Source organism: Rhodococcus sp. NPDC004095 (genome assembly GCF_053604015.1).
In genome coordinates, this window is record NZ_JBSGGS010000002.1 from 173,127 (window position 1) to 199,369 (window position 26,243).

A 26,243-nucleotide genomic window follows, 5' to 3' on the forward strand; every position below is an offset into this window, starting at 1 on the left:
GGATGCGGATGACTCACAACGCGGCGGTGCGTGTCGGAAACCGGCGCCTGACCCTGACCAACCTCGACAAGGTGCTGTACCCGGAGACCGGCACCACCAAGGCCGAGGTGCTGCAGTACTTCACGGAGGTCGGACCGGTGCTGTTGCCGCTGCTCGCCGGCCGGGCGCTGACCCGCAAGCGGTGGCCCGACGGCACCGCGGCGGAGCCGTTCTTCCAGAAGAACGTCGAGGCGGCGACCCCCGACTGGGTGCCACGGCACACCCTGACCCAGGGCAGGCGCACGGTCGACTACCCGGAGGTCACCGAACTCGCGGCGCTCGTCTACTTCGCGCAGTCCGGGGCACTGGAGTTCCATGTCCCGCAGTGGCGATTCGCGCCCGACGGCAGTCCGGCCGATCCCGACCGTCTCGTGATCGATCTCGACCCGGGGCCGGGTGTCACCCTCGACGAGTGTGCGTCGGTGGCGGTCCGCGTCCGCGAGCGGCTGCGCGCCCGTGGACTGGACGCGTTGCCAGTTACGAGTGGCAGCAAGGGAATTCACCTCTACGCCGGTGTCCCGCCGGGGTGGACGTCGAGGCGGTGCAGCGAGGTCGCGAAGGAGATTGCGCGCGAACTCGAACGGCAGACGCCGGATTCGGTCACCGCGACGATGACGCGGTCGCAGCGGACCGGGAAGGTGTTCGTGGACTGGAGCCAGAACTCGGCCTCCAAGACCACGATTTCGCCGTACTCGCTCCGGGGAACGGCCCGGCCGTATGCGGCGGCCCCACGCACCTGGGACGAGCTCGAGCAGCCGGGCCTGGCGCAGCTGGAGTTCCGTGAGGTGCTGGCCCGGGTGCGGGCGACGGTCGCGCCGGCGGTCGTGCCGAAGCCTGCGCCGGCGGAGGGCCGGTCGGCCACACACGTGCCGACGCCGTCGCCCATGCTGGCCACCGCGACCACCGCGGACGAATTCGCGCGGCGGGCAGACCCCGCGGTGTGGGCGTTCGAGTACAAGCTGGACGGGATCCGGGCGTTGGTGCACTTCGCGTCCGACGCGGATTCCGGGACGAGCTCGGTGCGACTGGTCAGCCGCAACGGCAACGACCTGACCGCCACCTATCCGGAGCTGCTGCAGATCCCGGCCGGGCTGCACGGGCACTCGGGGGTGCTCGACGGGGAGATCGTCGCGTACGGCGCGGACGGCGCGCCGAGTTTCGCGCGGCTGCAGCGGCGGATGGGGCGCAGCAGGCCGCGGGACGTGGCAGCGGTCACGGAGGCGTATCCGGTGGCGCTGCAGGTGTTCGACATCCTCGAACTCGACGGCACCACGCTCGCGGGCAAGTCCTATCGGGACCGGCGCACGGTGCTCGACGCGATCCGGTTCGAGGAGGACGGCCCGTGGCGGCCGACCGAACCGGCTCCCGACGATTTCACGGCCGCGCTCGAGGCCAGCGCCGAACGGCACATGGAGGGACTGGTCGCGAAGCGCCGGGATTCGGCATACCGATCGGGGAGGTCGTCGAACTGGCTCAAGATCAAGCACTTTCGCAGCTGCGAAGTGGTGATCGGCGGTTGGCAGCCGGGGGAGGGCGGTCGCGCCCGGGGGATCGGGTCGTTGCTCCTGGGAATCCCCGACGGAGTGGGCGGGCTCCGTTACGTCGGCAAGGTCGGCAGTGGTCTGACCGGTGCGATCCTGGCGGAACTCGACGAGGCGGCCGCCGCACTGGCGACGGACGAGTCGCCGTTCGGCGCGATTCCCGCCCCGGATGCACGGTCGGCGCACTGGATGCGTCCCGAACTCGTTGCGGAGGTGCGGTTCTCCGAGGTCACCGGGGACGGCAGGCTGCGGCATCCGGTGTGGCGCGGGCTGCGGCCGGACAAGTCGGTGGCCGACGTCGACGGCCTGTCGTGATCGTGCGCACCGACCCCACGGGCAGGTGTGCGGGTCGTGTCGGTGGCGGTTGATAGATTTCGGTCCGTAGTGGGCGGCTCGCTTCGGGCAGCGCTCTTGTCGTTCTGTCCGAAAGGTTTTCGCTGTCATGGTGATGGGTGCGACCCACGCTGTCTCCGGTGCCGTCGCGGGTCTACTGGCCGCCCAGGTACTTCCGCCCGAGTGGGGTGGCCCGACGTCCACCGCCGAGGTCTTCACCTTCGCCGGGGTCTGCGCGGGCGCCGCCTTGCTGCCCGACCTCGACACCACGCAGTCGACGGTGGCCCGCTCCTTCGGACCGGCGAGCTGGGTTCTGGCCAAGGGCGTCGACACGGTGTCGCTGGGCTACTACCGGATCACCCGCGGACGGCGCGATCCGAAACGTCGCGGCGGCCACCGAACCCTCACCCACACCGCACTGTTCGCGGTCGCGATCAGTGCGGCGGTGTCGTCGCTGATCGTCGCGTTCGGGCAGCCCGCGATCATCGGCGTCCTGTTCCTGACCCTCGGTCTGGCGTTGCGTGGGCTCGCGGGCGGCTGGGCGAAACGCAACGGCTGGATCGCGGTGACCCTGGTGGCGGGCGTGCTGTCGGCGCTGACATGGACGTGGTACCCGGACGAGGTGGGATCGCGGGCGCTCGGTGTCGCGGTCGGGCTCGGGTGCGCCGTCCACTGCCTCGGCGACGCCGTGACCAAGGAGGGCGTGCCGTTCCTCGCGCCGCTGCTGCCGTGGGGCGGGCGCCGGTGGTGGGAACTGCAGCTGCCGTCGTGGTTGTCGATCCGCGCAGGCGGCACATTCGAACGGGCGATCCTCGGTCCACTGCTCACCCTCGTCGCGGTCGGCCTGGCACTGTGGGCGCTGGACGGGGTGCCCGCCGCCGTCAGCGACGCGCTGGCGGAGTTCCAGGCGCTGCGCTGACCGCCGAAGCGGTGCCGATCGCTGCCACGAGGTCGCGGACGTGGCCGAGATCGACGTCGTAGCCGGGGAAGTAGCAGCACACCCGGTCGGCGTGGTCGCCGAATCTGCGCAGGATCTCGGCGGCGCACTGCTCCGGGGTGCCGCGCACGGCGAGGGTGTCGACCAGCGAGTCGTCGACCAGCGCCATCATCTCGGCGATCGCACCCCGCTTCGACAGCGCGTTCAGCGGGTCCTGCAGGTCCGCCCGGCCCTCGGCCTCGAGCACCGGACGGTACGCCGGTGTGGACCCGTAGAACGCGAGCAGCGCGCGCACCCCGGTGGTCGCGGCCGAGAGCTCGGCGTCGGTGCGGCCGGTCGCCACGATCACCTGCGGCACGATCTCGAAGTCGGTGCGATCGCGGCCCGCCCGGTCGAGTCCCTGTGCGACCGCGGGCAGCGTTCGCTCGTGGAAGTGCCGTTCGCTGTTGAACGGCATCACCAGCAGTCCGTCCGCGACCTCCGCGGCGGTGCGGGTCATCACCGGTCCGAGCGCGCCGAGCAGGATCGGCGGAGGACCGAACGGGTTCGGCCCGGGCACGAACGTCGGCGGCATCAGCGTGTGGGTGAAGAACTCGCCACGAAAGTCCAACCGCGACCCACCCTCCCAGGCGTCGAGGATCGCCTGCACCGCCAGCACCGTCTCCCGCATCCGGGCGGCGGGCCGCGACCAGGGCGCCGAGTAGCGCTTCTCGATGTGGGGACGGATCTGCGATCCCAGCCCGAGCCGGAACCGGCCACCCGACATCGACTGCAGGTCCCAGGCCGCGTGTGCGAGGTGCATCGGGCTGCGCGGCAGTGCGATCGCGACATTCGTGGCCAGGTCCACGTCGACGACCGGCGCCGCCGCGACCAGCGGGAAGAACACGTCGTGCGGGCCCTCGAACGTGAACAGCCCGGCCACCCCGGTCGCGGCGAGTTCGGTCGCCCGGCGGGCCGCGTCGGCGGGTGCGGCGTCGAGTTGGATCTCGACCTTCATCGGGGTCTCCTCGGGTGGATCGGCAGCGTGGCGCCGATCAGTGTGCGCCGCACCGGCATCGGCGCGCGGCGAAACAACGTCCACATGGTCGCGGACACCGCTCGCGGATCCGTGCGATCGGACAGGTAGGCGCGCTGCGCCGGCTGCGGCAGCGCGAAGAAGCTGTCGAAGAACTCCGGAACCCGGGCCGGTGGCAGCGCGAGCAGGGCCCGCAGCCCGACCTCGCGCAGTGCCCGCACCGCGCGAGCGGGCCGGGGCCACAACGCCTCCACCGGGTCGTCGCCCGCGACCAGGGCGTCCACCACCGCGTCGACCGCCGCGAGCGACGCGGCGACGCTGTAGCCGGTGCCCGGATGGGAAAGTCCGGCGCGGGCGCCGAACGTGACCGTGCCCGGTGCCGGGCGTGGCGCCTGAACGGGAAACCGCACCCGCTCGGCCGGGGCGTTCGCGGGCACGGCGACGCCGCGCGCGGCGAGTCGGGCCCGAAGTCGTGCCCGCAGCACCGGCAGGGGAAGTGCCGGGCGGCCCACCAGACAGGTCTCCTCGAACAGCACTCGCTCGCCGTCGAGCGGCACCGCGTACAGGAAGGACGGTGACGCGTCCGCGGGGGCGCCGTTGTCGCGGCGCCAGTCCATGAAGAGCGCGGCAGCGCCACCGAGCGCAGGCAGCGCGTCGGCGCGGGGGAGGACGACTCCGTACGCCGTCTGTTCGGCGAGTGCGGGGGAGCGGATGAGACCGCGTGCGTCGACGACGGTGCCTGCGCCGACCGTGGTGCCGTCGTCGAGGGTGACGTCGCCGCCTCCGACGACCTGTGCGCGGCCGCGCACCACCCGCACCCCGGTCAGGTCGAGCGCGTTCCGCAGCCCGGCGTTGTCGAGCACCGAGTACTCCCGGTCGAGGGTGCGCGCCCGGCGTGTCCACACGGTCGGGCGCGCGACGCCGGCCGCGATCGCCCCGCTCCCCAGCCACGAGGGCAACTCGTCCGCCCATGCGGCGTAGGTCGGCGTCCAGCACCGGTCCGGTGCGGGGTCGACGGCGACCACGTCGAGACCGGCCGTCGCGGCGCGGTGGGCGAGCGCCCGGCCCGACGGACCCAACCCGACCACGGCGAGGTCGGGGACGCGGCGCTCACTCATGGGCGACCACGCTAGCCGCGCCTCCGCGCCCGATCGCGGTGAACCTGCCACGCTGGTGTCAGCCGACCGGGAAGGCAGGGGCCGCATGCAGCTCGAGTCCGTCATTTCCACCGTCGGATCCGTCGTCGACGTCGTCGGGGTCGCGGTCATCGTGATCGGCGCCGCCGTTGCCAGCTGGATCGCGCTGTCCACGAGCCGGACCGCGCCGGGGACGCCCGTGTACGCGCCGTACCGGCGCAACCTCGGCCGGTCGATCCTGCTCGGCCTCGAATTCCTGGTGGCCGCGGACATCATCAAGACCGTCGCCGTCACCCCCACCTTCACCTCGGTCGGCGTGCTCGCGCTGATCGTGCTGATCCGCACGTTCCTGAGCTGGTCGCTGCAGCTGGAGATCACCGGCCGGTGGCCGTGGCAGGAGGAGGCGGGGTCGCGATGAGCGTCACACCCCGGCCGGGGTGACCCCAGCGAGGGCACGCCCGGATCTCCGGTAAGCTGGCTCGTCGTGATTACCGCCACCGACCTCGAAGTTCGTGCCGGTGTGCGAACCCTCCTCTCAGCACCCGGATCCGCCCTGCGTGTGCAGGCCGGTGACCGCATCGGTCTCGTCGGCCGCAACGGCGCCGGCAAGACCACCACGCTGCGCATCCTCGCCGGTGAGGGCGAGCCCTACGCGGGCACCGTCGTCCGCAGTGGTGACCTCGGCTACCTGCCGCAGGACCCCAAGGAGGGCAACCTCGACGTGCTCGCGAAGGATCGGGTGCTGTCGGCGCGGGGTCTCGACGAGATCATCCGCAGCATGGAGAAGCAGCAGGCGATCATGGCGGAGGCCGTCGACGACGACGCCCGCGACAAGGCCGTCCGCAAGTACGGCTCACTCGAGGATCGCTTCGCCGCCCTCGGCGGGTACGAGGCCGAGTCGGAGGCGGCGCGGATCTGCAGCAGCCTCGGCCTGCCCGACCGCGTGCTTGCGCAGCCGCTGCGCACCCTCTCCGGTGGTCAGCGTCGCCGCGTAGAGCTGGCCCGGATCCTGTTCGCGGCCTCCGACTCGTCCGGCGGCAAGTCCAACACCACCCTGTTGCTCGACGAGCCGACCAACCACCTCGACGCCGACTCCATCACCTGGCTGCGCGGCTTCCTGCAGAACCACGACGGCGGCCTGATCGTGATCAGCCACGACGTGGACCTGCTGAACGACGTCGTCAACAAGGTGTGGTTCCTCGACGCGGTGCGCGGCGAGGCCGACATCTACAACATGGGCTGGAAGAAGTACCTCGACGCCCGCGCCACCGACGAGCAGCGCCGCCGCCGCGAACGTGCGAACGCGGAGAAGAAGGCGTCCGCGCTGCGGCAGCAGGCCGCCAAGCTCGGCGCCAAGGCCACCAAGGCGACGGCGGCACAGAACATGGCCAAGCGCGCCGACAAGCTGATCGCCGAACTCGACGACGTCCGGGTCGCGGACAAGGTGGCCCACATCCGCTTCCCGGAGCCCGCGCCGTGCGGCAAGACGCCGCTCATGGCGAAGGAACTGACCAAGGTGTACGGGTCGCTGGAGATCTTCACCGGCGTCGACCTCGCGATCGACCGCGGCAGCCGGGTCGTCATCCTCGGCCTGAACGGTGCCGGCAAGACCACCCTGCTGAAACTGCTTGCGGGCGTGGAGAAGCCGGATCTCGGTGAGTTGGTGCCCGGGCACGGACTGAAGACCGGGTACTTCGCGCAGGAGCACGACACCCTCGACGACGAGGCGTCCGTGTGGGCGAACATCCGGCACGCCGCACCCGACGCGGGGGAGCAGGACCTGCGCGGCCTGCTGGGTGCGTTCATGTTCACCGGCCCGCAGCTCGAACAGCCGGCAGGCACCCTGTCCGGTGGTGAGAAGACGCGACTGGCCCTGGCCGGGCTCGTGTCGTCGGCGGCGAACGTGCTGCTCCTCGACGAGCCCACCAACAACCTCGACCCGGTCTCGCGTGAACAGGTCCTCGACGCGCTGCGCAGCTACACCGGCGCCGTCGTCCTGGTCACCCACGACCCGGGTGCCGCGGAGGCGCTGAACCCGGAGCGGGTCATCCTGCTGCCCGACGGCACCGAGGACCACTGGTCGCAGGACTACCTGGACCTGATCCAGCTGGCCTGACCTGTGTCGCCGGCGGCGCCGGCACCCCGCCGGGGGACCGATCTGTACTAGCCTGAAGTCCGGAAAGTGATGTGCATCACACTCCGGAGGATCGGTGATGGCAGAGTTCGACGCGGTGCGCAAAGGGGTACGGATATCGGGCGGTGCGCGGGATGCGATGCAGACCGAACTGCGCGACCGGTATCTCGGGGGCGCCAGCATCCGATCTCTGGCCGAGGCGACCGGTCGGTCCTACGGATTCATCCGGACACTGCTCACCGAAGCCGGTGTCGAACTTCGCGGGCGCGGCGGTCCGAACCGACGCCGAGCCGTTCACGGGATGTGACGGATGAGATGCGCCGCGCGCCGGCGCTGTCGGACATCCCGGGCACTCGACGCCGCCGACGAGGATGTGCCCGCGCCTACCGTCGGCCGCCGGGAGCGGAAGCCTGGCGTCGCGCCAGGAACCTGGCCAGCGTGCGTTCGGCGAGTGCGGTGATTGTGAGTGAGGGATTGACCAGACCCACTGCGCCGGGGGCGAAGGCTCCGTCGACGACGTAGAGGTTGTCGTAGCCGAGGATCTCGCCGTCCATGGTTGCCGCATGGTTCATCACCACGCCACCGAGTCCGTGATACGTGCTCGCCGAGCCGAATCCGACCGCCCGGGAGTAGATCGGTATGCCGCTCAGCGGGCGCCCGTGCCGGATCTCGGCGCGCTCGCGGAAGTGCTCGGCGAATGCGGCCCCGCGGCGGTCGAGCGCGTTGCCCTCCGGATGGGGGTAGTTGAGGACCGCGGCGCCGGTCGCGTGGTCGAAGTCGATGGTGCCCCGCTCGTCGCTGTGCACCTGGATCAGGTTGGTGGTTACGGCTCGTCCGAGCGGCGAGGGCAGCGGGGTCGAGTGGTAGACGATCGACGCCGGACCGCCGGGCAGGTCGTCCTCGTAGAGGCGTCCGAATCCGGGACCGCCCTGGATGTCCCCGTAGTCGTCGGACAGGGCGGTGCGGGCGGTGAGGAAGTCCCCGTTCGCGCCGAAGCCCTCGCCGATGCGCGACGACAGGTTCGGGAGGGTGCCCTTGGCGCGGGCCTCGACGAGCATCCGGGTGGTGTGGAAGGAGCCGGCCGCCATGAACAGGTAGTCGGCCTCGGCGGTGACGGTGCGGACCGTTGTTGTGCTGATCGTCGATGACGCGGGCCGACACGACGAATCCGGGACGGTTCGGGCGGGGCCGGATCTCGAAGACCTCGTGCATCGCGTTGATCGTCACGTTGCCGGTGCGTTCCGCCGCGGGCAGGTAGTTCCGGTCGACGGAGTTCTTCGCACCGCTGTTGACCCCGAATCCCAGCTCGCCGTTGGTGACCGAGGCGACCGCTCGCCCCTCGAGCTCGGCGCGCACGATGTCCCAGTCGATCGCGTAGTCGAACGACACGAGTTCCTTGCCGTACCGGCGTGCCGTGTCCTGCCACGCGCGGGTCCCCGCGTAGCGGGGATGGGCCATGATGTCCGCCGGCAGCGGCGACGATCCCAGCATGGCCTTCGCGCGCGGGTAATAGGTGGCGACGAGTTCGTCGTATCCCGCTCCGCCGGGAAAGACGTGCTCGAAGTCCTGTTTGCGGGGGACCGGGGTGAAGGCGCCGAACGCCAGCGAGCCGCCGCCCACCCCGGCGCCGTACACCGAGTCGATCCCGTTGCCCTTCACCCGGTCGAGGAGCCCGGGATAGCGGCCCACCGGGATGCCGACCGAGGCGGTGACGCCGACCGTGTCGCTGAACCACGCCGCTCGGCCGTCCGGGCTGGTGAAGGTGGCAAAGGTGTTGCCGTCGGGGCGGATCGGCCAGTGGCGTCCCCGCTCGAACACCGTGGTCCTGATGCCCGCCTCGCCCAGACGTAGCGCGGCGACCGCTCCGCCGAAGCCGGTTCCGACCACGATCGCGGTTTCCCGCTCGGCTGCCGCGGCGGTCGTGCCAGGTCGCGCGAGCGAGGCGGTACCGAGCGCGCCGAGCGCACCGGCGCCGACGGCCGCCCGTAGAACGGCTCGCCTCGACAGGGACGGAAGCGATGCGGCGGCGGATTGTCCGGTGGGTGAGGTCACGGTCGCGAAAGTAACGCTTTCAACTACATGCCGGTGCACCCACCTTTGTGATCCCCGTCACTCTGCGTGGTGCCGGTGGCCGAGTCGATTGCGATCAGTCCTGCCGCCGCACCGACTCCTCGACGAGATCGAGGACGGCGGAAAGGTTTTCGCCGCCGTGGCCGGAGGCGATCCGGGCGATCAGCCCGTCGAGGACCAGGTCGAGATAGCCGACGAGGACGTCGGTCGGCAGGTCCTCTCGAAGCCGGCCGGCCTCCTTCTGCCGCTGTAGTCGCCCGACGGTGGCCTCGGTGAGCTCGACGCCGCCTTCGCTCCATTCCCGGGCGAACTCGGGATCCGTGCGCAGACGCCGGGAGATCTCCACCCGCGTGGCGAGCCAGTCGAACTCCTCCGGCTTCGCGAGCATGTCCCGCATCACCTGCACCAGACCCTCCTCGGCGGCCACGTCCGCCATCCGGGTCGCGTCCTGCTGGGCCAGCGCGAGGAACAGGCCGTCCTTGTCCTTGAAATGGTGGAAGATCGCACCCCGGGACAGCCCTGTGGCGTCCTCGAGGCGGCGGACGGTCGCACCCTCGTAGCCGTACTCGGCGAAGCAGCGGCGCGCACCGTCGAGGATCTGCCTCCGACGTGCGGCCAGATGGTCCTCACTGACCTTCGGCACAGCCGACATCCTTTCGTACAAAAGGGGAACGGCGGGCCCGAGACGCGAGGTCCCGAGCCCGCCGTCAGCGCACTACGCAGGTCACACGACCGAGACTGATCAGCCCCGGATCATGTTGCGCAGCACGTACTGCAGGATGCCGCCGTTGCGGTAGTAATCCGCCTCACCGGGGGTGTCGATGCGGACGACCGCGTCGAACTCGACCTTGCTGCCGTCGCCCTTGGTCGCGGTGACCTTGACCGTCTTCGGGGTGACGCCTTCGTTGAGCTTCGTGATGCCGGCGATGTCGAAGACCTCGGTGCCGTCGAGGCCCAGCGACGCGGCCGACTGGCCGGCCGGGAACTGCAGCGGCACAACGCCCATGCCGATCAGGTTCGAGCGGTGGATGCGCTCGAACGACTCGACGATGACGGCCTTGACGCCGAGCAGGCTGGTGCCCTTGGCGGCCCAGTCACGCGAGGAACCGGAGCCGTACTCCTTGCCGCCGAGGACGACGAGCGGGATGCCGGCCTTCTGGTAGTTCTGCGAGGCGTCGTAGATGAACGACTGCGGGCCACCCTCGAGGGTGAAGTCGCGGGTGTAGCCGCCCGAGACGTCGTCGAGGAGCTGGTTGCGCAGGCGGATGTTCGCGAACGTGCCGCGGATCATCACCTCGTGGTTGCCACGACGCGAACCGAGCGAGTTGTAGTCCTTGCGCTCGACACCGTTGGCGTCCAGGTACTGGGCGGCCGGGGTGCCGGGCTTGATCGGGCCGGCCGGGCTGATGTGGTCGGTGGTGACCGAGTCGCCGAGCAGGGCGAGCACGCGCGCACCCGAGATGTCGGTGACCGGGGTGGTCTCCATCGTCATGCCGTCGAAGTACGGGGCCTTGCGGACGTAGGTCGACTTCTCGTCCCACGCGAAGGTGTCGCCCTCCGGGGTGGCCAGGTTCTGCCAGCGCTCGTCGCCCGCGAAGACGGAGGCGTAGGACTTGCGGAACATGTCCTGGCTGATCGCCGACTTGATGGTGTCGTCGATCTCCTGCGCGGACGGCCAGATGTCCTTGAGGAAGACGTCGTTGCCGTCCTGGTCCTGACCGAGGGCGTCGACCTCGAAGTCGAAGTCCATGGTGCCGGCCAGCGCGTACGCGATGACGAGCGGCGGGGACGCCAGGTAGTTCATCTTCACGTCGGGGGAGATGCGACCCTCGAAGTTGCGGTTACCGGAGAGCACCGCGGTGACCGACAGGTCGTTCTCGTTGATCGCCTTGGAGATCTCCTCCGGCAGCGGGCCGGTGTTGCCGATGCAGGTGGTGCAGCCGAAGCCGCCCAGGTAGAAGCCGAGCTTCTCCAGGTACGGCCACAGGCCGGCCTTCTCGTAGTAGTCGGCGACGACCTGCGAGCCGGGCGCCATGTTGGTCTTGACCCACGGCTTGGTGGCCAGGCCCTTCTCGACCGCGTTGCGGGCGAGCAGCGCGGCACCGATCATCACCGACGGGTTCGACGTGTTGGTGCAGGACGTGATGCCCGCGACCGCGACCGCGCCGTGGTCGAGGACGAACTCGCCACGCTCGGACTTGATCTTCACCGGCTTGCTCGGGCGACCGTGCGAACCGTTGGCGGCCGACGGAACGGTGGCCTCGTCGTTGGCGGTCGACGTCTCGACCGGATCGGACGCCGGGAAGGACTCCTCGACGGCCTCGTCCAGGGCGGAGTGCGCGGCGTCGGCGCCGTTGGTCACGTAGGTCGCGATGTCGCGACGGAACGCGGCCTTCGAGTCCGACAGCAGGATGCGGTCCTGCGGGCGCTTCGGGCCGGCGATCGACGGCACGACGGTGCCGAGGTCCAGCTCGAGGTACTCGGAGTAGGCGGGCTCGTTCGCGGCGTCGTGCCACATGCCCTGCTCCTTGGCGTACGCCTCGACGAGCGCGAGCTGCTCGTCGCTGCGGCCGGTCAGGCGCAGGTAGTTGATGGTCTCGCCGTCGATCGGGAAGATCGCTGCGGTGGAACCGAATTCGGGGCTCATGTTGCCGAGGGTGGCGCGGTTCGCGAGCGGAACCTCGGCGACGCCGGCGCCGTAGAACTCGACGAACTTGCCGACGACGCCGTGCTTGCGGAGCATGTCGGTGACGGTGAGCACGACGTCGGTGGCGGTCACGCCGGGCTGGATCTCACCGGTCAGCTTGAAGCCGACGACGCGCGGGATCAGCATGGAGACCGGCTGGCCGAGCATCGCGGCCTCGGCCTCGATGCCGCCGACGCCCCAGCCGAGCACGCCCAGGCCGTTGACCATCGTGGTGTGCGAGTCGGTGCCGACGCAGGTGTCGGGGTAGGCCTGACCGTTGCGGGTCATGACGGTGGGCGCCAGGTACTCGATGTTGACCTGGTGGACGATGCCCATGCCCGGGGGGACGACCTTGAAGTCGTCGAACGCGCCCTGGCCCCAGCGCAGGAACTGGTAGCGCTCGCCGTTGCGCTGGTACTCGAGGTCGACGTTGCGCTCGAGGGCGTCGGCGCGGCCGAACACGTCGAGGATGACCGAGTGGTCGATGACCATGTCGGCGGGCGAGAGGGGGTTCACCTTGTTCGGGTCGCCGCCGAGGGTGGCGACGGCCTCACGCATGGTGGCGAGGTCGACGACGCAGGGGACGCCGGTGAAGTCCTGCATGATGACGCGGGCCGGGGTGAACTGGATCTCGACGCTCGGCTCGGCCGAGGGATCCCAGTTCGCGATCGCGCGGATGTGGTCGGCGGTGATGTTCGCACCGTCCTCGGTGCGCAGCAGGTTCTCCGCCAGAACCTTCAGTGCATAGGGCAGCTTCTCGGTGCCGGGCACGGCGTTCAGGCGGAAGATCTCGTACGAGTTCTCTCCGACCTCCAGCGTTCCCTTGGCGCCGAACGAATCAATACTGGTGCTCACGTCAGCTCCACTCGTCTTTGAGGTTCGCCGTCGACGGGGCTGTGCCGACGGCAAGCGAGGCTTTCGCGGCGACCAGTCAGGTGTCATGACGGGAAGCTGCCATGTGGTCGACTTAGTCGAGACCGACCCGGTAGGTCGCGCCGAATAACCTCGCGGTGATTCTAACAGTACGCTTGTCCTGTGAAATCTGCGGCATCCGCATGGCCTGCGGGTCGCACACCAGAGATCCTTGTCCGTCGCGACCGCGATCGCAACGCGGGAGCGACATCGCCGGGTTGCCGCGTCGCGGTCCCGTAAGGTGCGGGGCGGTCACCGACCACGCCACCGCCCATTCCCCTGATGCACCGGACGAGAGATGCCTGCCGCTCACACCATCGCGTTCCTCCCGGCGCCCGCCGACATTCCGCCGGGCGTCGACATCGACACCGTCCTCGCGGACCTGGCGGACGACGGCGTTTCCGCGCCCTCCGGCGACGTGGCCGGACTGCAAGCCGTCGTGGCACGGGCGCAGGAGCACGGCCTGAACCTGCGGGTCGTCGTGCTCGCCGAGAACCCCGGGCGGGACTCGCAGTTGCGGGACATCGCCACCGAGGTCGGTGTCCATGACGGCGGCACGGTGCTGGTGCTGAGCCCGAGCTGGGTGGGGACCTACAGCGATTCGCTGCCCCGGGTGAGTGTCGAGGACGCTCAGGACCGCGCCTACACGGGCAACGCGGTGGACTCGGCGAACCAGTTCCTGGACACGGTGATCCGGCCGGACGCCCCGTACGGGTTGATCACGATCGCACTCGTGCTCGTCGTCGGCGGTGGTGCGGCCGCGACCTGGATGCTCCGCACCCGTCGCCTCGGCGCAGGCCGCGCGGACTCCTGAGCGGCCGCCCGGATTTCCGGGCCGTGGGCCGGGTGTCCTGACTCGACTCGCGCCGAGCTGCAATCGGCTCGGCACGCCGGGCCGATCGGCGAAAACGTCACGCGGTAAATCTGTTTCACGCTACGGGCGATTCCCTCCACTACATGCGGCATTTGTACGGTGTAATTACGCATGTGTCGTTTGTGACTGAAGTTTCGTCAGTGCGCGAAGTGTCGTACGGTGCCATTGACGCTTTTGGGGAAGAAGTGTCGCTGTGGGCAGGGTTGCCACGAGAGTGGCCCCTGCACGCCGGAGTCCACGGGTGAGCAGTCCTGTGGTCGCCTTCGGCACGCGTCTTCCCGGGACTGTCGCGGACCGAGGGAGACAACTGTGAGGCGAAGGGCACCGAGCGGCACCCACCGCCGCGGATTCTCGCGCAGGCGATCTCGCGGCGCGCAGGTACTCGTCGGATTCGGCATCGCACTCACCCTGGTTGCGACCAACCCGGGCGTCACGGGCGCGGTGCCGCCGCCGCCACCGAACCCCAGCGACGGTCAGTTGCAGCAGGCGGACACGGACGTGGCGGCACGCGTCGGCCAGGTCGGTGCCCTCATCAACGAGGTCGCCAGTGCCGACCAGCAACTCCGCGCACTCGACGACGCGGTCGCGATCAAGCGCGAGGACGTCAACCGGGCGCTCGTCGACCTGCAGAACGCGCGGGACGCGGCGAGTGCTGCCGCCGGCGCCGTCGGTGCGACGCTCCAGGCGCTGAAGGACGCGGGCGCACAGATCGACGCAGCGCAGCTCCGGTTCGACGAGTTCGCCGCAAACACCTATCGGCAGGGCACCGGCGTCGCGTCGTTCGCGTCGTTCATCGGATCCCAGGGCCCCGGCGACGTTCTCGATCGCGCGCAGCTGATGCGCGTGCTCGCGACCAACAAGAACGCCGTGCTGGACGCACTGCAGCGCGCCCGCACCGCCGAGGCCAACAAGAACTCGGCGGCCCGGGAGGCGAAGCAGCGAGCCGACGACGCCGCCTCGGCGGCCGAGTCACGCAAGGCCGACGCGGAGAACTCGATCGCCGTCGCGCGGGCAGCGCTGGCCGAGCAGGCGGGTAAGAAGGCGGCCGTCGAGGCGCAGAAGGCGTCCGCCGAGGCGCAGCTCGCCGCGGCCCGCGACAACGTCGCCGGTCTGCAGAGCCAACGGCAGGCGTTCGTCAACTGGGACACCCAGCGCGCGGCCGAGCAGGCCGCAGCCGCGGCGGCAGCGCAGGCCGCGCGGGAGGCGTCGGCCCAGGCGGCCGCCCGCGTCGCCGCCGACCAGGCGGCGCGTGACCGCGCCCGCGCACTGGCCGAGGGGCAGCGCAGTCACACCCAGATCGAGGACGATCCCACCGAACTCCCGTCGTGGAGCGTGCCGGACGATCCCGATGCCACGGAGCCGGACGGCACCGACACGGACACCTCGGAGTCCACGGACACCGACACGGACTCGGAGACGTCGGAGTCCACCGACACGGATTCGGGGACCTCGGACTCGGACACCGACTCCACGCCGACGACGACCGCGAAGCCGAAGCCGACGACGAAGCCGACGACACCGAAGCCGTCGAAGCCGAAGCCGTCGATCAGCGGCAGCGCAGCAGTCGAGACCGCCATCGACCGGGCGATGTCCCAGCTCGGCGTCCCCTACGCGTGGGGTGGCGGCGACGAGAACGGGCCGACGCTCGGCATCCGCGACGGCGGTGTCGCCGACAGCTACGGCGACTTCAACAAGGTCGGGTTCGACTGCTCCGGCCTGATGATCTACGCGTTCGCCGGCATCGGGATCTCGTTGCCGCACTACACCGGCTACCAGTACACCGCGGGCGAACAGGTGCCCACCTCGCAGATGAAACGCGGCGACATGGTCTTCTACGGGCCCAATGCCAGCCAGCACGTCGCGCTGTACCTTGGCAACGGGGAGATGCTCGAAGCTCCGCAGTCGGGATCGTTCGTGAAGATCTCGCCCCTGCGCTGGGACGGCATGACCCCGTACGTGGTCCGGATGGTGTCCTGACCCGGCGCACACCGCCGGATTCGGGGGAGTGGAAAGCGGTGGATTCTTGGTGACGTCACAGGGCGCGGACGGCGGCACGGCGAGCAGCGGCGACACCGGGAAGGCCGGCGGCAGCACCGCGAAGGCCGACGGCGGCACCGCGAAGGGCAACGGCGGGGCCGCGGCGGGCGCGGGCACCGCGTCCGGCGTGCAGTCCGACGCGCAACTGCTCGAGAAGGTGATCTACGAGGTCAAGCGCGTGATCGTCGGCCAGGACCGGCTCGTCGAACGGATTCTGGTCGGCCTGCTCGCCAAGGGACACGTGCTGCTCGAGGGCGTGCCCGGCGTCGCCAAGACCCTGGCCGTCGAGACGTTCGCGACGGTCGTCGGCGGCTCCTTCTCCCGGGTCCAGTTCACCCCCGACCTGGTGCCCACCGACCTCGTCGGCACCCGGATCTACCGGCAGGGCCGCGAACAGTTCGACATCGAACTCGGTCCCGTCGTGGCGAACTTCCTGCTCGCCGACGAGATCAACCGGGCCCCGGCCAAGGTGCAGTCCGCGCTGCTGGAGGTCATGGCCGAGCGGCATGTCACCATCGGCGGCAAGACCTTCCCGATGCCCGAACCGTTCCTCGTGATGGCCACCCAGAACCCGATCGAGAACGAGGGCGTCTACCCGCTGCCGGAGGCCCAGCGGGACCGTTTCCTGTTCAAGGTGCTCGTCGACTACCCGTCGATCGAGGAGGAGCGCGAGATCGTCTACCGGATGGGGGTCGCCGCGCCCGAGCCGCGCCAGGTGCTCGGCCCCGACGACCTGATCCGGCTGCAGAAGACGGCCGGTGGGGTGTTCGTGCACCACGCGCTCGTCGACTACGTGGTCCGGCTCATCGCCGCGACCCGCACCCCGGACGCCTTCGGGCTCACCGATGTCGCCGGCTGGATCTCCTACGGCGCCTCACCCCGCGCGACCCTCGGCATCATCTCCGCAGCGCGCGCGCTGGCCATGCTGCGCGGCCGCGACTACGTGGTCCCGCAGGACATCCTCGACGTGGTCCCGGACGTGCTGCGGCACCGTCTCGTGCTGTCCTACGACGCCCTCGCCGACGAGGTCAGCCCCGACGACGTGATCACCCGGGTGCTGCAGACCGTCGGGTTGCCGCAGGTCGCCGCGCAGCCCGTCGCGCCCGCGCCCGTTCCGCAACCCACGGCCACTCCGGCGGCGCCGGTCGGGGGCGCACCGCGGTGACCACTCCCGGCTCCGCCGGGGCGACCTCGACCGGGTCGTCGCTGCCGTCGCTGCGTTCCGGTCAACTGCGGGACCCCGAGCTGGCGGCGGCGCTGCGCACGCTCGAACTGACCGTGCGACGGCGGCTCGACGGGGTGTTGCACGGTGAGCACCTCGGCCTGATCCCCGGGCCGGGCACCGAGCCCGGGGACGCGCGGATGTACCAGCCCGGCGACGACGTCCGGCAGATGGACTGGTCCGTCACCGCCCGCACCACCCACCCGCACGTGCGGCAGTCCGTCGCCGACCGCGAACTCGAGACCTGGCTGGTCGTCGACCTGTCCGCGAGCCTCGACTTCGGCACCACCGGTGCGGAGAAGCGGGACCTGGCGGTCGCCGCCGCCGCGGCGGTGGCCCACCTGACCAGCGGTGGCGGCAACCGGATCGGCGCGATCGTCGCGACCGGACACCACAGTGTCCGGATCCCGGCCCGCGGCGGCCGCCTGCACGCGCAGGCGATGCTGCGCACGATCGCGACCACACCGCACGCCCCCGACGGTGTCCGGGGTGACCTCAAGGGTGCGATCGAGGCGTTGCGCCGGCCGCAGCGCAGGCGGGGCCTCGCGGTCGTCATCAGCGACTTCCTCGGCCCGTTGGACTGGGAACACTCCCTGCGCGCCGTGTCCGGTCGGCACGACCTGCTCGGAATCGAGGTGCTCGACCCGCGGGATCTGGAACTGCCCGACCTCGGCGAGGTGGTGTTGCACGATCCCGAGACCGGCCGCACCCGCGAGTTCACCACCACCCCGCAGTTGCGCGCCGACTTCGCCGCGGCCGCGCAGGCGCACCGCGAGACGGTCGAGCAGACGCTGCGGCGCTGCGGGGCGCCGGTCCTGGGACTGCGGACCGACCGGGACTGGATCGCGGACATCGTGCGCTTCGTCGCCGCCCGCAGGCACAGTTATGGTTCCCGGGTGAATCGAGTGCCGCGCCGGTGAGCCCGACCCAGTTCGCGTCGCCGTGGTGGCTGGCGTTCCTCCTCGTGGTCGCCGCGCTGGCGGCCGGGTACGTGCTCGCCCAGCGCCGCCGCCACCGGAATCTGCTGCGGTTCTCCAACCTGGAGATGCTGGAGAAGGTCGCGCCGGCGCGGCCCGGGCGGCTGCGGCACCTCCCGACGGCGCTCGTCCTCGTCGGACTCATGTTGCTGACCGTCGCGCTCGCCGGGCCAACCACCGACAAGCGGGTGCCGCGGAACCGGGCCACCGTGATGCTCGTGATCGACGTGTCGCTGTCGATGAAGTCGACCGATGTCGCACCGACCCGGCTCGCCGCCGCCCAGGAGGCCGCGAAACAGTTCGCGGACGGACTCACCCCCGGCATCAACCTCGGACTGGTGGCGTTCGCGGGCACCGCCTCGGTGCTGGTGTCACCGACGGTCAACCGCGAGGAGACCAAGGCGGCGATCGACCACCTGACCCTCGCCGAGCGCACCGCGACGGGTGAGGCCATCTTCACGTCGCTGCAGTCCATCGAGACCCTCGGTGCGATCCTCGGCGGCGGCGACCAGGTACCGCCGGCGCGGATCGTGCTGCTCTCCGACGGCAAGCAGACGGTGCCGGACAGTCCCGACGACCGTCGCGGCGCCTACACGGCGGCCCGGCAGGCGAAGGAACAGGGAGTGCCGATCTCCACGATCTCGTTCGGGACCTCGTACGGCACAGTCGACATCGGCGACGAGCGCATCGCGGTGCCGGTCGACGATCCCTCCCTGCGCGAGATCGCCAACCTCTCCGGTGGCACCTTCTTCACCGCGTCGAGCCTCGAGGAACTGAACAAGGTCTACGACACCCTCGAGGAGCAGATCGGGTTCGAGATCACCCGCGGAGATGCGAGCCGGATCTGGCTGGTGCTCGGCGTGCTCGCCACGGCGGCGGGCCTGGGCGCGGCTCTGGTTCTGCGCCAACGCCTGCCGTGACGCTCACGCTGCTGTCACAATGTGCTGCCGGCCGATCGCCGTAACGCCACAGACCCGCAAGACGAAGACCCTGACACCCAACAGATAGGTTTATCGAATGTCGAACGCGTCCACCCCGTCCCGCTCCGTGCTCGTGACCGGAGGCAACCGGGGCATCGGCCTCGCGGTGGCCCAGCGTCTCGCCGCGGACGGTCACAAGGTGGCGGTCACCCACCGCGGTTCCGGTGCGCCGGACGGACTGTTCGGCGTGCAGTGCGACGTCACCGACGCGGAATCGGTGGACCGGGCGTTCACCGAGGTCGAGGAGCACCAGGGTCCGGTCGAGGTGCTGGTTGCGAACGCAGGCATCACCGACGACACCCTGCTGATGCGGATGACCGAGGAGCAGTTCACCAACGTCATCGACGCCAACCTGACCGGTGCGTTCCGGTGCGCCAAGCGTGCGAACCGGGCGATGCTGCGGGGCCGGTGGGGCCGGATGATCTTCCTCGGCTCCGTCGTCGGTCTCGCGGGTCAGGCGGGGCAGATCAACTACGCGTCCTCGAAGGCCGGCGTGATCGGCCTGGCCCGTTCGGTCACCCGCGAGCTCGGCTCGCGATCGATCACGGCCAATGTCGTCGCGCCCGGCTTCATCGAGACGGACATGACCGCCGACCTCTCCGAGGATCTTCGCGACACGGCGAAGAAGTTCATCCCGCTGCAGCGACTCGGCAAGCCCGAGGACGTGGCCGCGGTGGTCAGCTTCCTCGCCTCGGAGGACTCCGCGTACGTGTCGGGCGCTGTGATTCCCGTCGACGGCGGCATGGGCATGGGGCACTGACCCGGCTCGATCCCCTCTCGCACGCAACGACTTTCACACCAGGAGGAGTACAACCATGGGCGGACTGCTCGAAGGCAAGACAATTCTCGTCACCGGCATCATCACCGACGCGTCGATCGCGTTCCATGCGGCGGCGATGGCGCAGGAGCAGGGCGCGAAGGTGATCATCACCGGGTTCGACCGGCTGCGCCTGATCGACCGGATCGCCCAGCGGCTGCCGAAGCCGGTGCCGCCGGCGATCGAGCTGGACGCCACGAACGAAGAGCACCTGGCCGCGCTCGCGGACCGCGTCCGCGAGGTTGCCCCCGAGGGCGTCGACGGCGTGCTGCACTCGATCGCCTTCGCGCCCAAGACGCTGATGGGGCCCGAAGCCAAGCCGTTCCTGGAGGGGCCCGGCCCGGACGTCGCGAAGTCGTTCGAGATCTCCGCCTGGAGCTACGCCTCGCTGGCCCGCGCCGTGCTGCCGGTCATGAACGAGGGCGGCTCCATCGTCGGCATGGACTTCGATCCGCGCACCGCGATGCCGTACTACAACTGGATGGGTGTGGCCAAGGCCGCACTCGAGTCCGTGAACCGCTACGTCGCGCGTGAGGTCGGCGAGGCGAAGAAGGTCCGCTCGAACCTCGTCGCCGCAGGACCCATCAAGACCCTCGCCGCGAAGGCCATCGCCGGCACCGCCACCGACGACGCCAAGAAGATGAACCAGCTCAACGAGTACTGGGACGCCGCGTCGCCCATCGGCTGGAACTTCAACGATCCCACCGCGGTCGCGAAGTCCGTGGTCGCGGTGCTGTCGGACTGGCTGCCCGCCACCACCGGATCGATCATCTACGTCGACGGCGGAGCCAGCCACAACACCTGGCTGCCCGAGAACCTGTGACCGCCTGACGATTTCGATGACCTACGACGCCCTGCTCCTGCTCTCCTTCGGTGGTCCCGAGAAGCCCGCCGACGTCCGGCCGTTCCTCGAGAACGTCACCCGGGGCAGGGGGGTGCCGCCCGAACGCCTCGACGAGGTGGTCGAGCACTACCTGCACTTCGGCGGGGTGTCGCCGATCAACGCGCTCAACCGCGACATCATCGCCGCGGTCGAGGCCGAATTCTCGACTGCGGGAACCGAACTGCCGGTGTACTTCGGCAACCGCAACTGGCATCCGATGGCCGAGGACACCGTCGCTCGCATGCGCGACGACGGTGTCCGCTCGGCGCTGGTGTTCCCGACGTCTGCGTGGGGCGGGTACTCGGGGTGCCGGCAGTACCACGAGGACGTCGCACGTGCCCGCGCCGCGGTCGACGGGGCGCCGGAGCTGACGAAACTGCGTCAGTACTACGACCATCCACTGCTGATCGCGGCCTTCGCCGATGCGATCACCGCCGCCCGCGCCGACCTGCCCGCCGAGCAGCGGGACGGCGCCCGGCTGGTGTTCACCGCCCACTCGGTGCCGGTGGCGGCGGACGCAACCGGCGGTCCGCCCGCGGACGGCGGCCGGCTCTACAGTCGGCAGGTGGCCGAGGCCGCACGGCTGTGCGCGGCGGCGGTCGGCGTCGGCGAATACGACCTGGTGTGGCAGTCGCGGTCCGGGCCGCCGCAGGTGCCGTGGCTCGAGCCCGACATCTGCGACCACCTCGACACCGTCGCGACGTCCGGCGCCGACGCGGTGATCGTGTGCCCGGTCGGGTTCGTCTCCGACCACCTCGAGGTGATCTGGGACCTCGACACCGAGGCACGGGACAGGGCGGCGGAACTGGGTCTCGGGTTCGTCCGCGCCGGCACCCCGGGCACCGATCCGCGGTTCGCGCGACTCGTCGCGGAACTGGTCGCCGAGCAGACCACCGGTGCGCCCGCCCGGCGCCTCGGCACCGAGCCGCTGTACGGCGCCGGAGTCAACGGCGGTCTGTGCGCGGTGGACTGCTGCCGCCCCGCCCGGCGCCCGGCCCGGCCCGCGTCGGCCCGGCCCACCGTGTGACACCCGAACTCATAGTTCCTCGACGTGCTCGTCGAGGAACCGCTGCGCCATCTCCGCTATCGACTCGCCGTTGCAGGGATACTGTTGGCGGGCAGTCAGGGCAAGAGCCACGCAGCAGCTGATCGGCTGGGGGACGGATGGAGTCACCGAGCACGGCCGAAGCGGGCGAGTGGATGCGCGCCTATGTCGCGGACAGCCTTTCGCGCGCCGACCTCGAGGCGTTCATCGACGATGTCGCCACGTCGATGGGTGCGGACGTTCCGGAACTGTCCACGGATGCCGACGTTCAGCGGGACCTCCATCTGGCCGTTCGCAGCCAGTTCCGCTTGTTCCTCTCGATCGGGCAGCGCGCGGCGCGGCGGTCCGTTCCCGTCGCGGAGGAGGCGCATTCGCTGGCCCGGACGATCGCGCGTCGTGGACTCGAGCTGCGCGTTCTCTCCCAGCTGTATCACGCCGGCCACCGCGCGGTGTGGCGCTTCGTGACGGCGTTCGTCGACGATGCGGACGTGCCGGGGGAGTTCAAGGTTCGGCTCGTGGTGATGATGTGGGAGCAGACGAGTGAGGTCATGAACTCGATGCTCGAAGAATTGGCGGCGACGTACACCCGGGAACGGGAGGGGATGCTCAGCGGGACCTTCTCGATGCGGGTGAACACGGTCCGCGAGATCCTGGACGGCAGCCTGAGCGGCGAGCCGGAGGCGTCCGCGCGGCTCGGCTATCCGGTGCACCGGGTCCACACCGCGGTGGCGTTGTGGACCACCGAGCACGCGATCTCGTTCGACGCCCGGATCTTCGAACCGCTGGTTCTCCGGCTCGCCCGCGCCGCATCCGCGACCGAAACCCTCTGCGTCCCATCGGGTTCGCGAGGACTGTGGGCGTGGTTGATCACCCGAGAGGGTGAAGAGCTCGCGATGGATCCCACCCTGGTGCCGCCGGGTGTGCGGGTTGCGACGGGCCGACCGGGGCAGGGCCTCGTCGGCTTCCGGCGGACGCACCGAGAGGCGCTCGCGGCGCAGGACATCGCGACGCGGGCGCGACGCCCCCGCGCCGTCACCACCTACCGCGAGGTCGAACTGGTCGCGATGCTCGCCGCCCGGCCCGACGCGCTGAACACACTGGTCCACCGTGAGCTCACCGGGCTGACCGGTGACGACGACGTGTCCGCGCGGCTTCGTGCGACATTGCGTGCCGTGCTGAGCAACCCCGGCAATCTGGAGGCCGCGGCCCGGCGCCTGAGCGTGCACAAGAACACCGTGCGGTACCGGATGCAGCAGATCGAGGAACGTCTGGGTCAGCGGATCGAGCGCCGCGCCCTGCACCTCGAACTGGCACTCGACTGTTTCGACACCTTCGGGGTCGAGCCCGACCCCGGTGTGCCGACCGCACAAATCGCGAGACGGCGGTTGGACAAGTAGACCAAACCGCGGGGCATGCCCGGTTGGAAGGCTTCGACACACCAGCGACGACAAAGGAGCGCCCAGTGTCAGTGCCCATTCGACCGGAGTCAGTGCCCATGCGACCGGAGTCGGTGCCCACCCGACCGGAGTCGGTGCCCACCATCCCCGCAGGATTCGATCCCACCGACCCGGACATCTACGCGACGCACGTGCCGCACGCCGAGTTCGCCGAGCTCCGCCGGACCGCTCCCGTCTGGTGGTGCCCGCAGCCGCCGACGACCGGCGGGTTCCAGGACCACGGCTACTGGGTCGTCACCCGGCACGAGGACGTCAAGGAGGTGTCACGCGACAGCGACGTCTACTCCACCTGGGAGAACACCGCGATTCCGCGCTTCGAGGACGACATGCCCCGTGACGCCGTCGAGCAGCTGCGGCACATCATGCTGTTCAAGGACGCACCCGAGCACACGGCACTGCGCAAGATCATCGCGCGAGGCTTCACACCGCGAGCCGTCAACAGCCTGAAGGCGACGCTTTCCGAGCGTGCAGCCGGGATCGTGAGCGAGGCCCTCTCCGCCGGCGCCGGTGACTTCGTCACCCACGTCGCCAGCGAACTTCCACTGCAGGCCATCGCCGAGCTGATCGGTATTCCGCAACAGGACCGTGGCACGGTCTTCGACTGGTCGAACCAGATGACCGGCTACGACGATCCCGACTTCGAAGGTGAACCCGAGGCCGCCTCGATGGAGCTTCTCGGATACGCGTACCAGCTGGCGGAGGAGCGCAAGCGGTGTCCGGCCGACGACATCGTCACCCAGCTCCTGCAGGCCGACGTCGACGGTGACGCGCTCAGCGCGGAGGAGTTCGGGTTCTTCGTCCTCATGCTCGCGGTCGCGGGCAACGAGACGACGCGGAACGCCATCACCCACGGAATGATCGCGTTCCTCGAGAACCCGGACCAGTGGGAGAAGTTCAAGGCGGAGCGGCCGGCGACCACGGTCGAGGAGATCGTGCGCTGGGCGACCCCCGTCACGGCGTTCCAGCGGACGGCGCTGGTGGACACCACGCTGGGTGGCCAGAGGATCCGGCAGGGTGACCGGGTCGCCATGTTCTATGCGTCGGCGAACTTCGACGAGGAGGTCTTCGACGATCCGCTGACGTTCGACATCACCCGCGACCCGAATCCGCACCTGGGATTCGGCGGAACGGGGGCGCACTTCTGTATCGGTGCGAATCTCGCGCGTCTCGAGATCGACCTGATCTTCAATGCGATCGCCGACCACATGCCCGACATCACCAGGCTCGGCGACCCGAAGCGACTGCGCTCCGGGTGGCTCAACGGCATCAAGGAACTCGAGGTCGACTTCACCGGAGGATGCCCGGTCGCCCACTGAGCCCGGCACGCCGGTCGCGATCGCGAAGTTGACGCTTCACCCTGGTGTGCGGGTGGGGATCGGGGGAGGATGGGACTGTCTTCCCTCGGGCCCATCGGGAGGGGTCGTCTCCATGATCCGTCGTACCACCGCGTTCGTCCTCGTCGCGTTCGCCTCCACCGCCCTCCTCGTCGCCGGACCCGCCACGTCCGCCGAAGCCGCCACGGCACCCCCCAAAGCAGGGCCCGGCGACCAGTACGTCAGCAATCCGCCCGACGACAATCAGCTCGTCGGCTACTGCTCCGACCAGGCGCAACTCGCGAACAACCTCGAAATGCAGGGCGATCACGATCGCGCACTGAACGTCGTCGGGGCCGCGAACATGCGCGGCTGCCGCATCTACACCTTCGAGGCCAGCTGGGGTGCGCAGTGACTCACGCGGTCCACGCGTAGCGGAGCCGCTCGGCGACCTCGTCGACGGGCCGGTTCCGGTATTCGGCGAGCTCGTACCCGCGGACGGCACGCAGCGCCTCGTGGATCAACGGGTCGAAGAGCTGATCGGCGAGCCGTGAGTCCGTGAATCTGCCGAGCATGTCCGCGGGCTTCGTGGGGAGCAGCGTCACCCCCGCGCCGGCCCGCTCCACGTCGCTCAACCGGGCCGGATTGATCGTCACCTCGGGAGGCAGTGGCAACGCCTCGGTCAGACCGGTCTGCACCGCACCGAGCAACACGGTGGACGCCAGATAGGGGTTCGCGGACGGATCGATCGGCTTGACCTCGACGTGGGCGCCGTGCGGATTTCCCGGGGTGTCGGCGCACAGCCGCACCGCCGCCTCCCGGTTCTCCAGCCCCCAGCAGCAGTGCGCCCCCGCCCAGCTGTTCGGGCGCAGCCGCAGGTGGGAGAGCGCGGACCCGGACAGCACCAGCATGAAGTCGGGCAGCACCGCGACGAGGCCGGCGAGCGCGTGGCAGCCCTCGTCGGCGAGCGCGTGCGGGCCGTCGCCGCCCGAGAACAGCGGCACACCGCCCCGGCTCAGTGAGAGGTGCTGGTGGGCGCCGTTTCCGGCGCCTCCCGGGGTCGGCATCGGGGAGAACGACGCCGTCAGCGCGTGAGCGCGTGCCGCCCGGCAGATCAGGATGCGGGCGAGGACCGCCTGGTCGGCGGCGTGGACGGGGGCGGCCGGTGGCAACGACACCTCGAACTGGCCCGGACCGTACTCCGCGTGCACCTGTTCGATGCGCAGTCCCGCCCGCTCCGCCGCGGCCTGCAGATCGGCGATGAAGTCCCTCCGGCGCAGCACGGAATCGAGTCCGTACGCGGACCAGGTTCCGGGATCGTCGCCACCGAACAACGTGAACTCGAGCTCGTGCCCGATCAGCGCGTCCAGTCCCGACTCGCCGAGCACGCCGACGGCGGTTTCGAGGGCCCGGCGCGGGCATCCGCCCCACGGCGCGCCGTCCTGGTCGGTCAGGTCGGCCGGTGCCCACCAGGTGTCCGCGCCGAGATCGCGCAGGTCGTCCCGGCCGATCCGCAGGCGCAGGTCCCCGACCACGGACAGGTTCTCGGTGAACGCGAGGTGGTTGTCCGCGCAGAACACCATCCAGCAGACCGAGGCGCCGGCGCCCGCGGTGACGAAGTCGTCGAGCCGGTCACCGGGCATCGTCTTCGCCCGCGCCACCCCGGCCATGTCCACGACCGAACCCACGATCAGTCCCGGATTCGTCGTCAGCATCGCCTTCTCCGCGCATCGTCGTCTCCGCGCATTGCCGTCTCCGTACCGTCGCGGTTCGTGTCATGGCCGGCCGAGCTTCAGTCTGACACCCGACGAGACCCCGGCACGTCCCGAAATCGA

The 26,243-nt window shown here is 70.1% G+C and carries 21 protein-coding genes and 1 pseudogene; 16 read left to right on the forward strand and 6 right to left on the reverse strand.

Annotated elements, in window-relative coordinates; genetic code table 11:
• The first annotated feature begins 8 nt into the window (after positions 1-8).
• Together ligD and ACWEPG_RS04040 are read left to right on the forward strand one after the other, a co-directional pair.
• On the forward strand, positions 9-1,895 hold the full coding sequence (ligD, locus tag ACWEPG_RS04035; protein ID WP_452593936.1) for a non-homologous end-joining DNA ligase: 1,887 nt from the start codon (positions 9-11) through the stop codon (positions 1,893-1,895).
• A 127-nt stretch (positions 1,896-2,022) separates the two neighbouring features.
• Complete coding sequence (locus ACWEPG_RS04040; protein ID WP_450113783.1) at positions 2,023-2,832, forward strand: metal-dependent hydrolase; 810 nt, start codon at positions 2,023-2,025, stop codon at positions 2,830-2,832.
• Here the strand turns inward: ACWEPG_RS04040 and ACWEPG_RS04045 are convergent.
• Both ACWEPG_RS04045 and ACWEPG_RS04050 read right to left on the reverse strand, forming a co-directional pair.
• Entirely contained in the window at positions 2,795-3,847 is a 1,053-nt protein-coding gene (locus ACWEPG_RS04045; protein WP_452593937.1) for a TIGR03617 family F420-dependent LLM class oxidoreductase, read from the reverse strand. The two genes, ACWEPG_RS04040 and ACWEPG_RS04045, sit on opposite strands and share 38 nt — an antisense overlap.
• A complete protein-coding gene (locus ACWEPG_RS04050; RefSeq protein WP_452593938.1) occupies positions 3,844-4,983 on the reverse strand; it encodes a lycopene cyclase family protein in 1,140 nt (379 codons plus the stop codon). The genes ACWEPG_RS04045 and ACWEPG_RS04050 overlap by 4 nt, the downstream gene beginning before the upstream one ends.
• A gap of 85 nt (positions 4,984-5,068) precedes the next feature.
• Here ACWEPG_RS04050 and ACWEPG_RS04055 point away from each other — a divergent pair, with 85 nt between their 5' ends.
• The 3 genes from ACWEPG_RS04055 (at position 5,069) to ACWEPG_RS04065 (ending at position 7,442) form a co-directional block, all read left to right on the forward strand.
• Entirely contained in the window at positions 5,069-5,419 is a 351-nt protein-coding gene (locus ACWEPG_RS04055; RefSeq protein WP_450113780.1) for a DUF1622 domain-containing protein, read from the forward strand.
• Positions 5,420-5,485: 66 nt separating this feature from the next.
• A complete protein-coding gene (locus ACWEPG_RS04060; protein WP_452593939.1) occupies positions 5,486-7,117 on the forward strand; it encodes an ABC-F family ATP-binding cassette domain-containing protein in 1,632 nt (543 codons plus the stop codon).
• Positions 7,118-7,214: 97 nt separating this feature from the next.
• A complete protein-coding gene (locus ACWEPG_RS04065) occupies positions 7,215-7,442 on the forward strand; it encodes a helix-turn-helix domain-containing protein (protein WP_452593940.1) in 228 nt (75 codons plus the stop codon).
• A 76-nt stretch (positions 7,443-7,518) separates the two neighbouring features.
• Here ACWEPG_RS04065 and ACWEPG_RS04070 read toward each other — a convergent pair.
• From ACWEPG_RS04070 to acnA, 3 genes and pseudogenes are all read right to left on the reverse strand, one after another.
• Positions 7,519-9,187, reverse strand: a pseudogene (locus tag ACWEPG_RS04070) (NAD(P)-binding protein).
• A 94-nt stretch (positions 9,188-9,281) separates the two neighbouring features.
• Positions 9,282-9,848, reverse strand: a complete 567-nt coding sequence (locus tag ACWEPG_RS04075) for a TetR/AcrR family transcriptional regulator (protein WP_450113776.1) — start codon at positions 9,846-9,848, stop codon at positions 9,282-9,284.
• A 99-nt stretch (positions 9,849-9,947) separates the two neighbouring features.
• Entirely contained in the window at positions 9,948-12,746 is a 2,799-nt protein-coding gene (gene acnA / locus ACWEPG_RS04080; protein ID WP_450113775.1) for an aconitate hydratase AcnA, read from the reverse strand.
• Positions 12,747-13,101: 355 nt separating this feature from the next.
• Between acnA and ACWEPG_RS04085 the strand changes: the two genes are divergently transcribed.
• The 11 genes from ACWEPG_RS04085 (at position 13,102) to ACWEPG_RS04135 (ending at position 24,823) form a co-directional block, all read left to right on the forward strand.
• Positions 13,102-13,617, forward strand: coding sequence for an Rv1476 family membrane protein (locus tag ACWEPG_RS04085; protein WP_452593941.1), 516 nt, complete (start codon positions 13,102-13,104; stop codon positions 13,615-13,617).
• A 369-nt stretch (positions 13,618-13,986) separates the two neighbouring features.
• Entirely contained in the window at positions 13,987-15,654 is a 1,668-nt protein-coding gene (locus ACWEPG_RS04090; RefSeq protein WP_452593942.1) for an NlpC/P60 family protein, read from the forward strand.
• 49 nt (positions 15,655-15,703) lie between these two features.
• On the forward strand, positions 15,704-16,879 hold the full coding sequence (locus tag ACWEPG_RS04095; protein WP_452593943.1) for an AAA family ATPase: 1,176 nt from the start codon (positions 15,704-15,706) through the stop codon (positions 16,877-16,879).
• A complete protein-coding gene (locus ACWEPG_RS04100) occupies positions 16,876-17,856 on the forward strand; it encodes a DUF58 domain-containing protein (RefSeq protein WP_450135288.1) in 981 nt (326 codons plus the stop codon). The genes ACWEPG_RS04095 and ACWEPG_RS04100 overlap by 4 nt, the downstream gene beginning before the upstream one ends.
• Positions 17,853-18,833, forward strand: coding sequence for a VWA domain-containing protein (locus ACWEPG_RS04105; RefSeq protein WP_450113770.1), 981 nt, complete (start codon positions 17,853-17,855; stop codon positions 18,831-18,833). The genes ACWEPG_RS04100 and ACWEPG_RS04105 overlap by 4 nt, the downstream gene beginning before the upstream one ends.
• A gap of 97 nt (positions 18,834-18,930) precedes the next feature.
• Positions 18,931-19,653: a 3-oxoacyl-ACP reductase FabG1 gene (fabG1, locus tag ACWEPG_RS04110; RefSeq protein WP_450113769.1), complete on the forward strand. Its 723-nt coding sequence runs from the start codon at positions 18,931-18,933 to the stop codon at positions 19,651-19,653.
• A 55-nt stretch (positions 19,654-19,708) separates the two neighbouring features.
• Entirely contained in the window at positions 19,709-20,533 is an 825-nt protein-coding gene (gene inhA / locus ACWEPG_RS04115) for an NADH-dependent enoyl-ACP reductase InhA (RefSeq protein WP_450113768.1), read from the forward strand.
• A gap of 16 nt (positions 20,534-20,549) precedes the next feature.
• Complete coding sequence (locus tag ACWEPG_RS04120) at positions 20,550-21,620, forward strand: ferrochelatase (RefSeq protein ID WP_452593944.1); 1,071 nt, start codon at positions 20,550-20,552, stop codon at positions 21,618-21,620.
• Positions 21,621-21,757: 137 nt separating this feature from the next.
• Entirely contained in the window at positions 21,758-23,035 is a 1,278-nt protein-coding gene (locus ACWEPG_RS04125; protein ID WP_450113766.1) for a PucR family transcriptional regulator, read from the forward strand.
• Positions 23,036-23,133: 98 nt separating this feature from the next.
• Positions 23,134-24,411: a cytochrome P450 gene (locus tag ACWEPG_RS04130; RefSeq protein ID WP_452594069.1), complete on the forward strand. Its 1,278-nt coding sequence runs from the start codon at positions 23,134-23,136 to the stop codon at positions 24,409-24,411.
• Positions 24,412-24,523: 112 nt separating this feature from the next.
• Positions 24,524-24,823 (forward strand): hypothetical protein, encoded by a 300-nt coding sequence (locus ACWEPG_RS04135; protein ID WP_450113764.1) that lies wholly within the window; start codon positions 24,524-24,526, stop codon positions 24,821-24,823.
• Between the two features lies 1 nt (position 24,824).
• Here the strand turns inward: ACWEPG_RS04135 and ACWEPG_RS04140 are convergent, their stop codons facing one another.
• Positions 24,825-26,123: a glutamine synthetase family protein gene (locus ACWEPG_RS04140; RefSeq protein WP_452593945.1), complete on the reverse strand. Its 1,299-nt coding sequence runs from the start codon at positions 26,121-26,123 to the stop codon at positions 24,825-24,827.
• Positions 26,124-26,243 lie beyond the last annotated feature (120 nt).

Excerpts from the sequence above, each read along its gene's own strand:
- ligD (WP_452593936.1), top strand. The coding sequence starts at position 9 with ATGACTCACAACGCGGCGGTGCGTGTCGGAAACCGGCGCCTGACCCTG.
- ACWEPG_RS04040 (WP_450113783.1), top strand. The coding sequence starts at position 2,023 with ATGGTGATGGGTGCGACCCACGCTGTCTCCGGTGCCGTCGCGGGTCTA.
- ACWEPG_RS04045 (WP_452593937.1), bottom strand. The coding sequence starts at position 3,847 with ATGAAGGTCGAGATCCAACTCGACGCCGCACCCGCCGACGCGGCCCGC.
- ACWEPG_RS04050 (WP_452593938.1), bottom strand. The coding sequence starts at position 4,983 with ATGAGTGAGCGCCGCGTCCCCGACCTCGCCGTGGTCGGGTTGGGTCCG.
- ACWEPG_RS04055 (WP_450113780.1), top strand. The coding sequence starts at position 5,069 with ATGCAGCTCGAGTCCGTCATTTCCACCGTCGGATCCGTCGTCGACGTC.
- ACWEPG_RS04065 (WP_452593940.1), top strand. The coding sequence starts at position 7,215 with ATGGCAGAGTTCGACGCGGTGCGCAAAGGGGTACGGATATCGGGCGGT.
- ACWEPG_RS04085 (WP_452593941.1), top strand. The coding sequence starts at position 13,102 with ATGCCTGCCGCTCACACCATCGCGTTCCTCCCGGCGCCCGCCGACATT.
- fabG1 (WP_450113769.1), top strand. The coding sequence starts at position 18,931 with ATGTCGAACGCGTCCACCCCGTCCCGCTCCGTGCTCGTGACCGGAGGC.
- inhA (WP_450113768.1), top strand. The coding sequence starts at position 19,709 with ATGGGCGGACTGCTCGAAGGCAAGACAATTCTCGTCACCGGCATCATC.
- ACWEPG_RS04120 (WP_452593944.1), top strand. The coding sequence starts at position 20,550 with ATGACCTACGACGCCCTGCTCCTGCTCTCCTTCGGTGGTCCCGAGAAG.
- ACWEPG_RS04125 (WP_450113766.1), top strand. The coding sequence starts at position 21,758 with ATGGAGTCACCGAGCACGGCCGAAGCGGGCGAGTGGATGCGCGCCTAT.
- ACWEPG_RS04130 (WP_452594069.1), top strand. The coding sequence starts at position 23,134 with ATGCGACCGGAGTCGGTGCCCACCCGACCGGAGTCGGTGCCCACCATC.
- ACWEPG_RS04135 (WP_450113764.1), top strand. The coding sequence starts at position 24,524 with ATGATCCGTCGTACCACCGCGTTCGTCCTCGTCGCGTTCGCCTCCACC.
- ACWEPG_RS04140 (WP_452593945.1), bottom strand. The coding sequence starts at position 26,123 with ATGCTGACGACGAATCCGGGACTGATCGTGGGTTCGGTCGTGGACATG.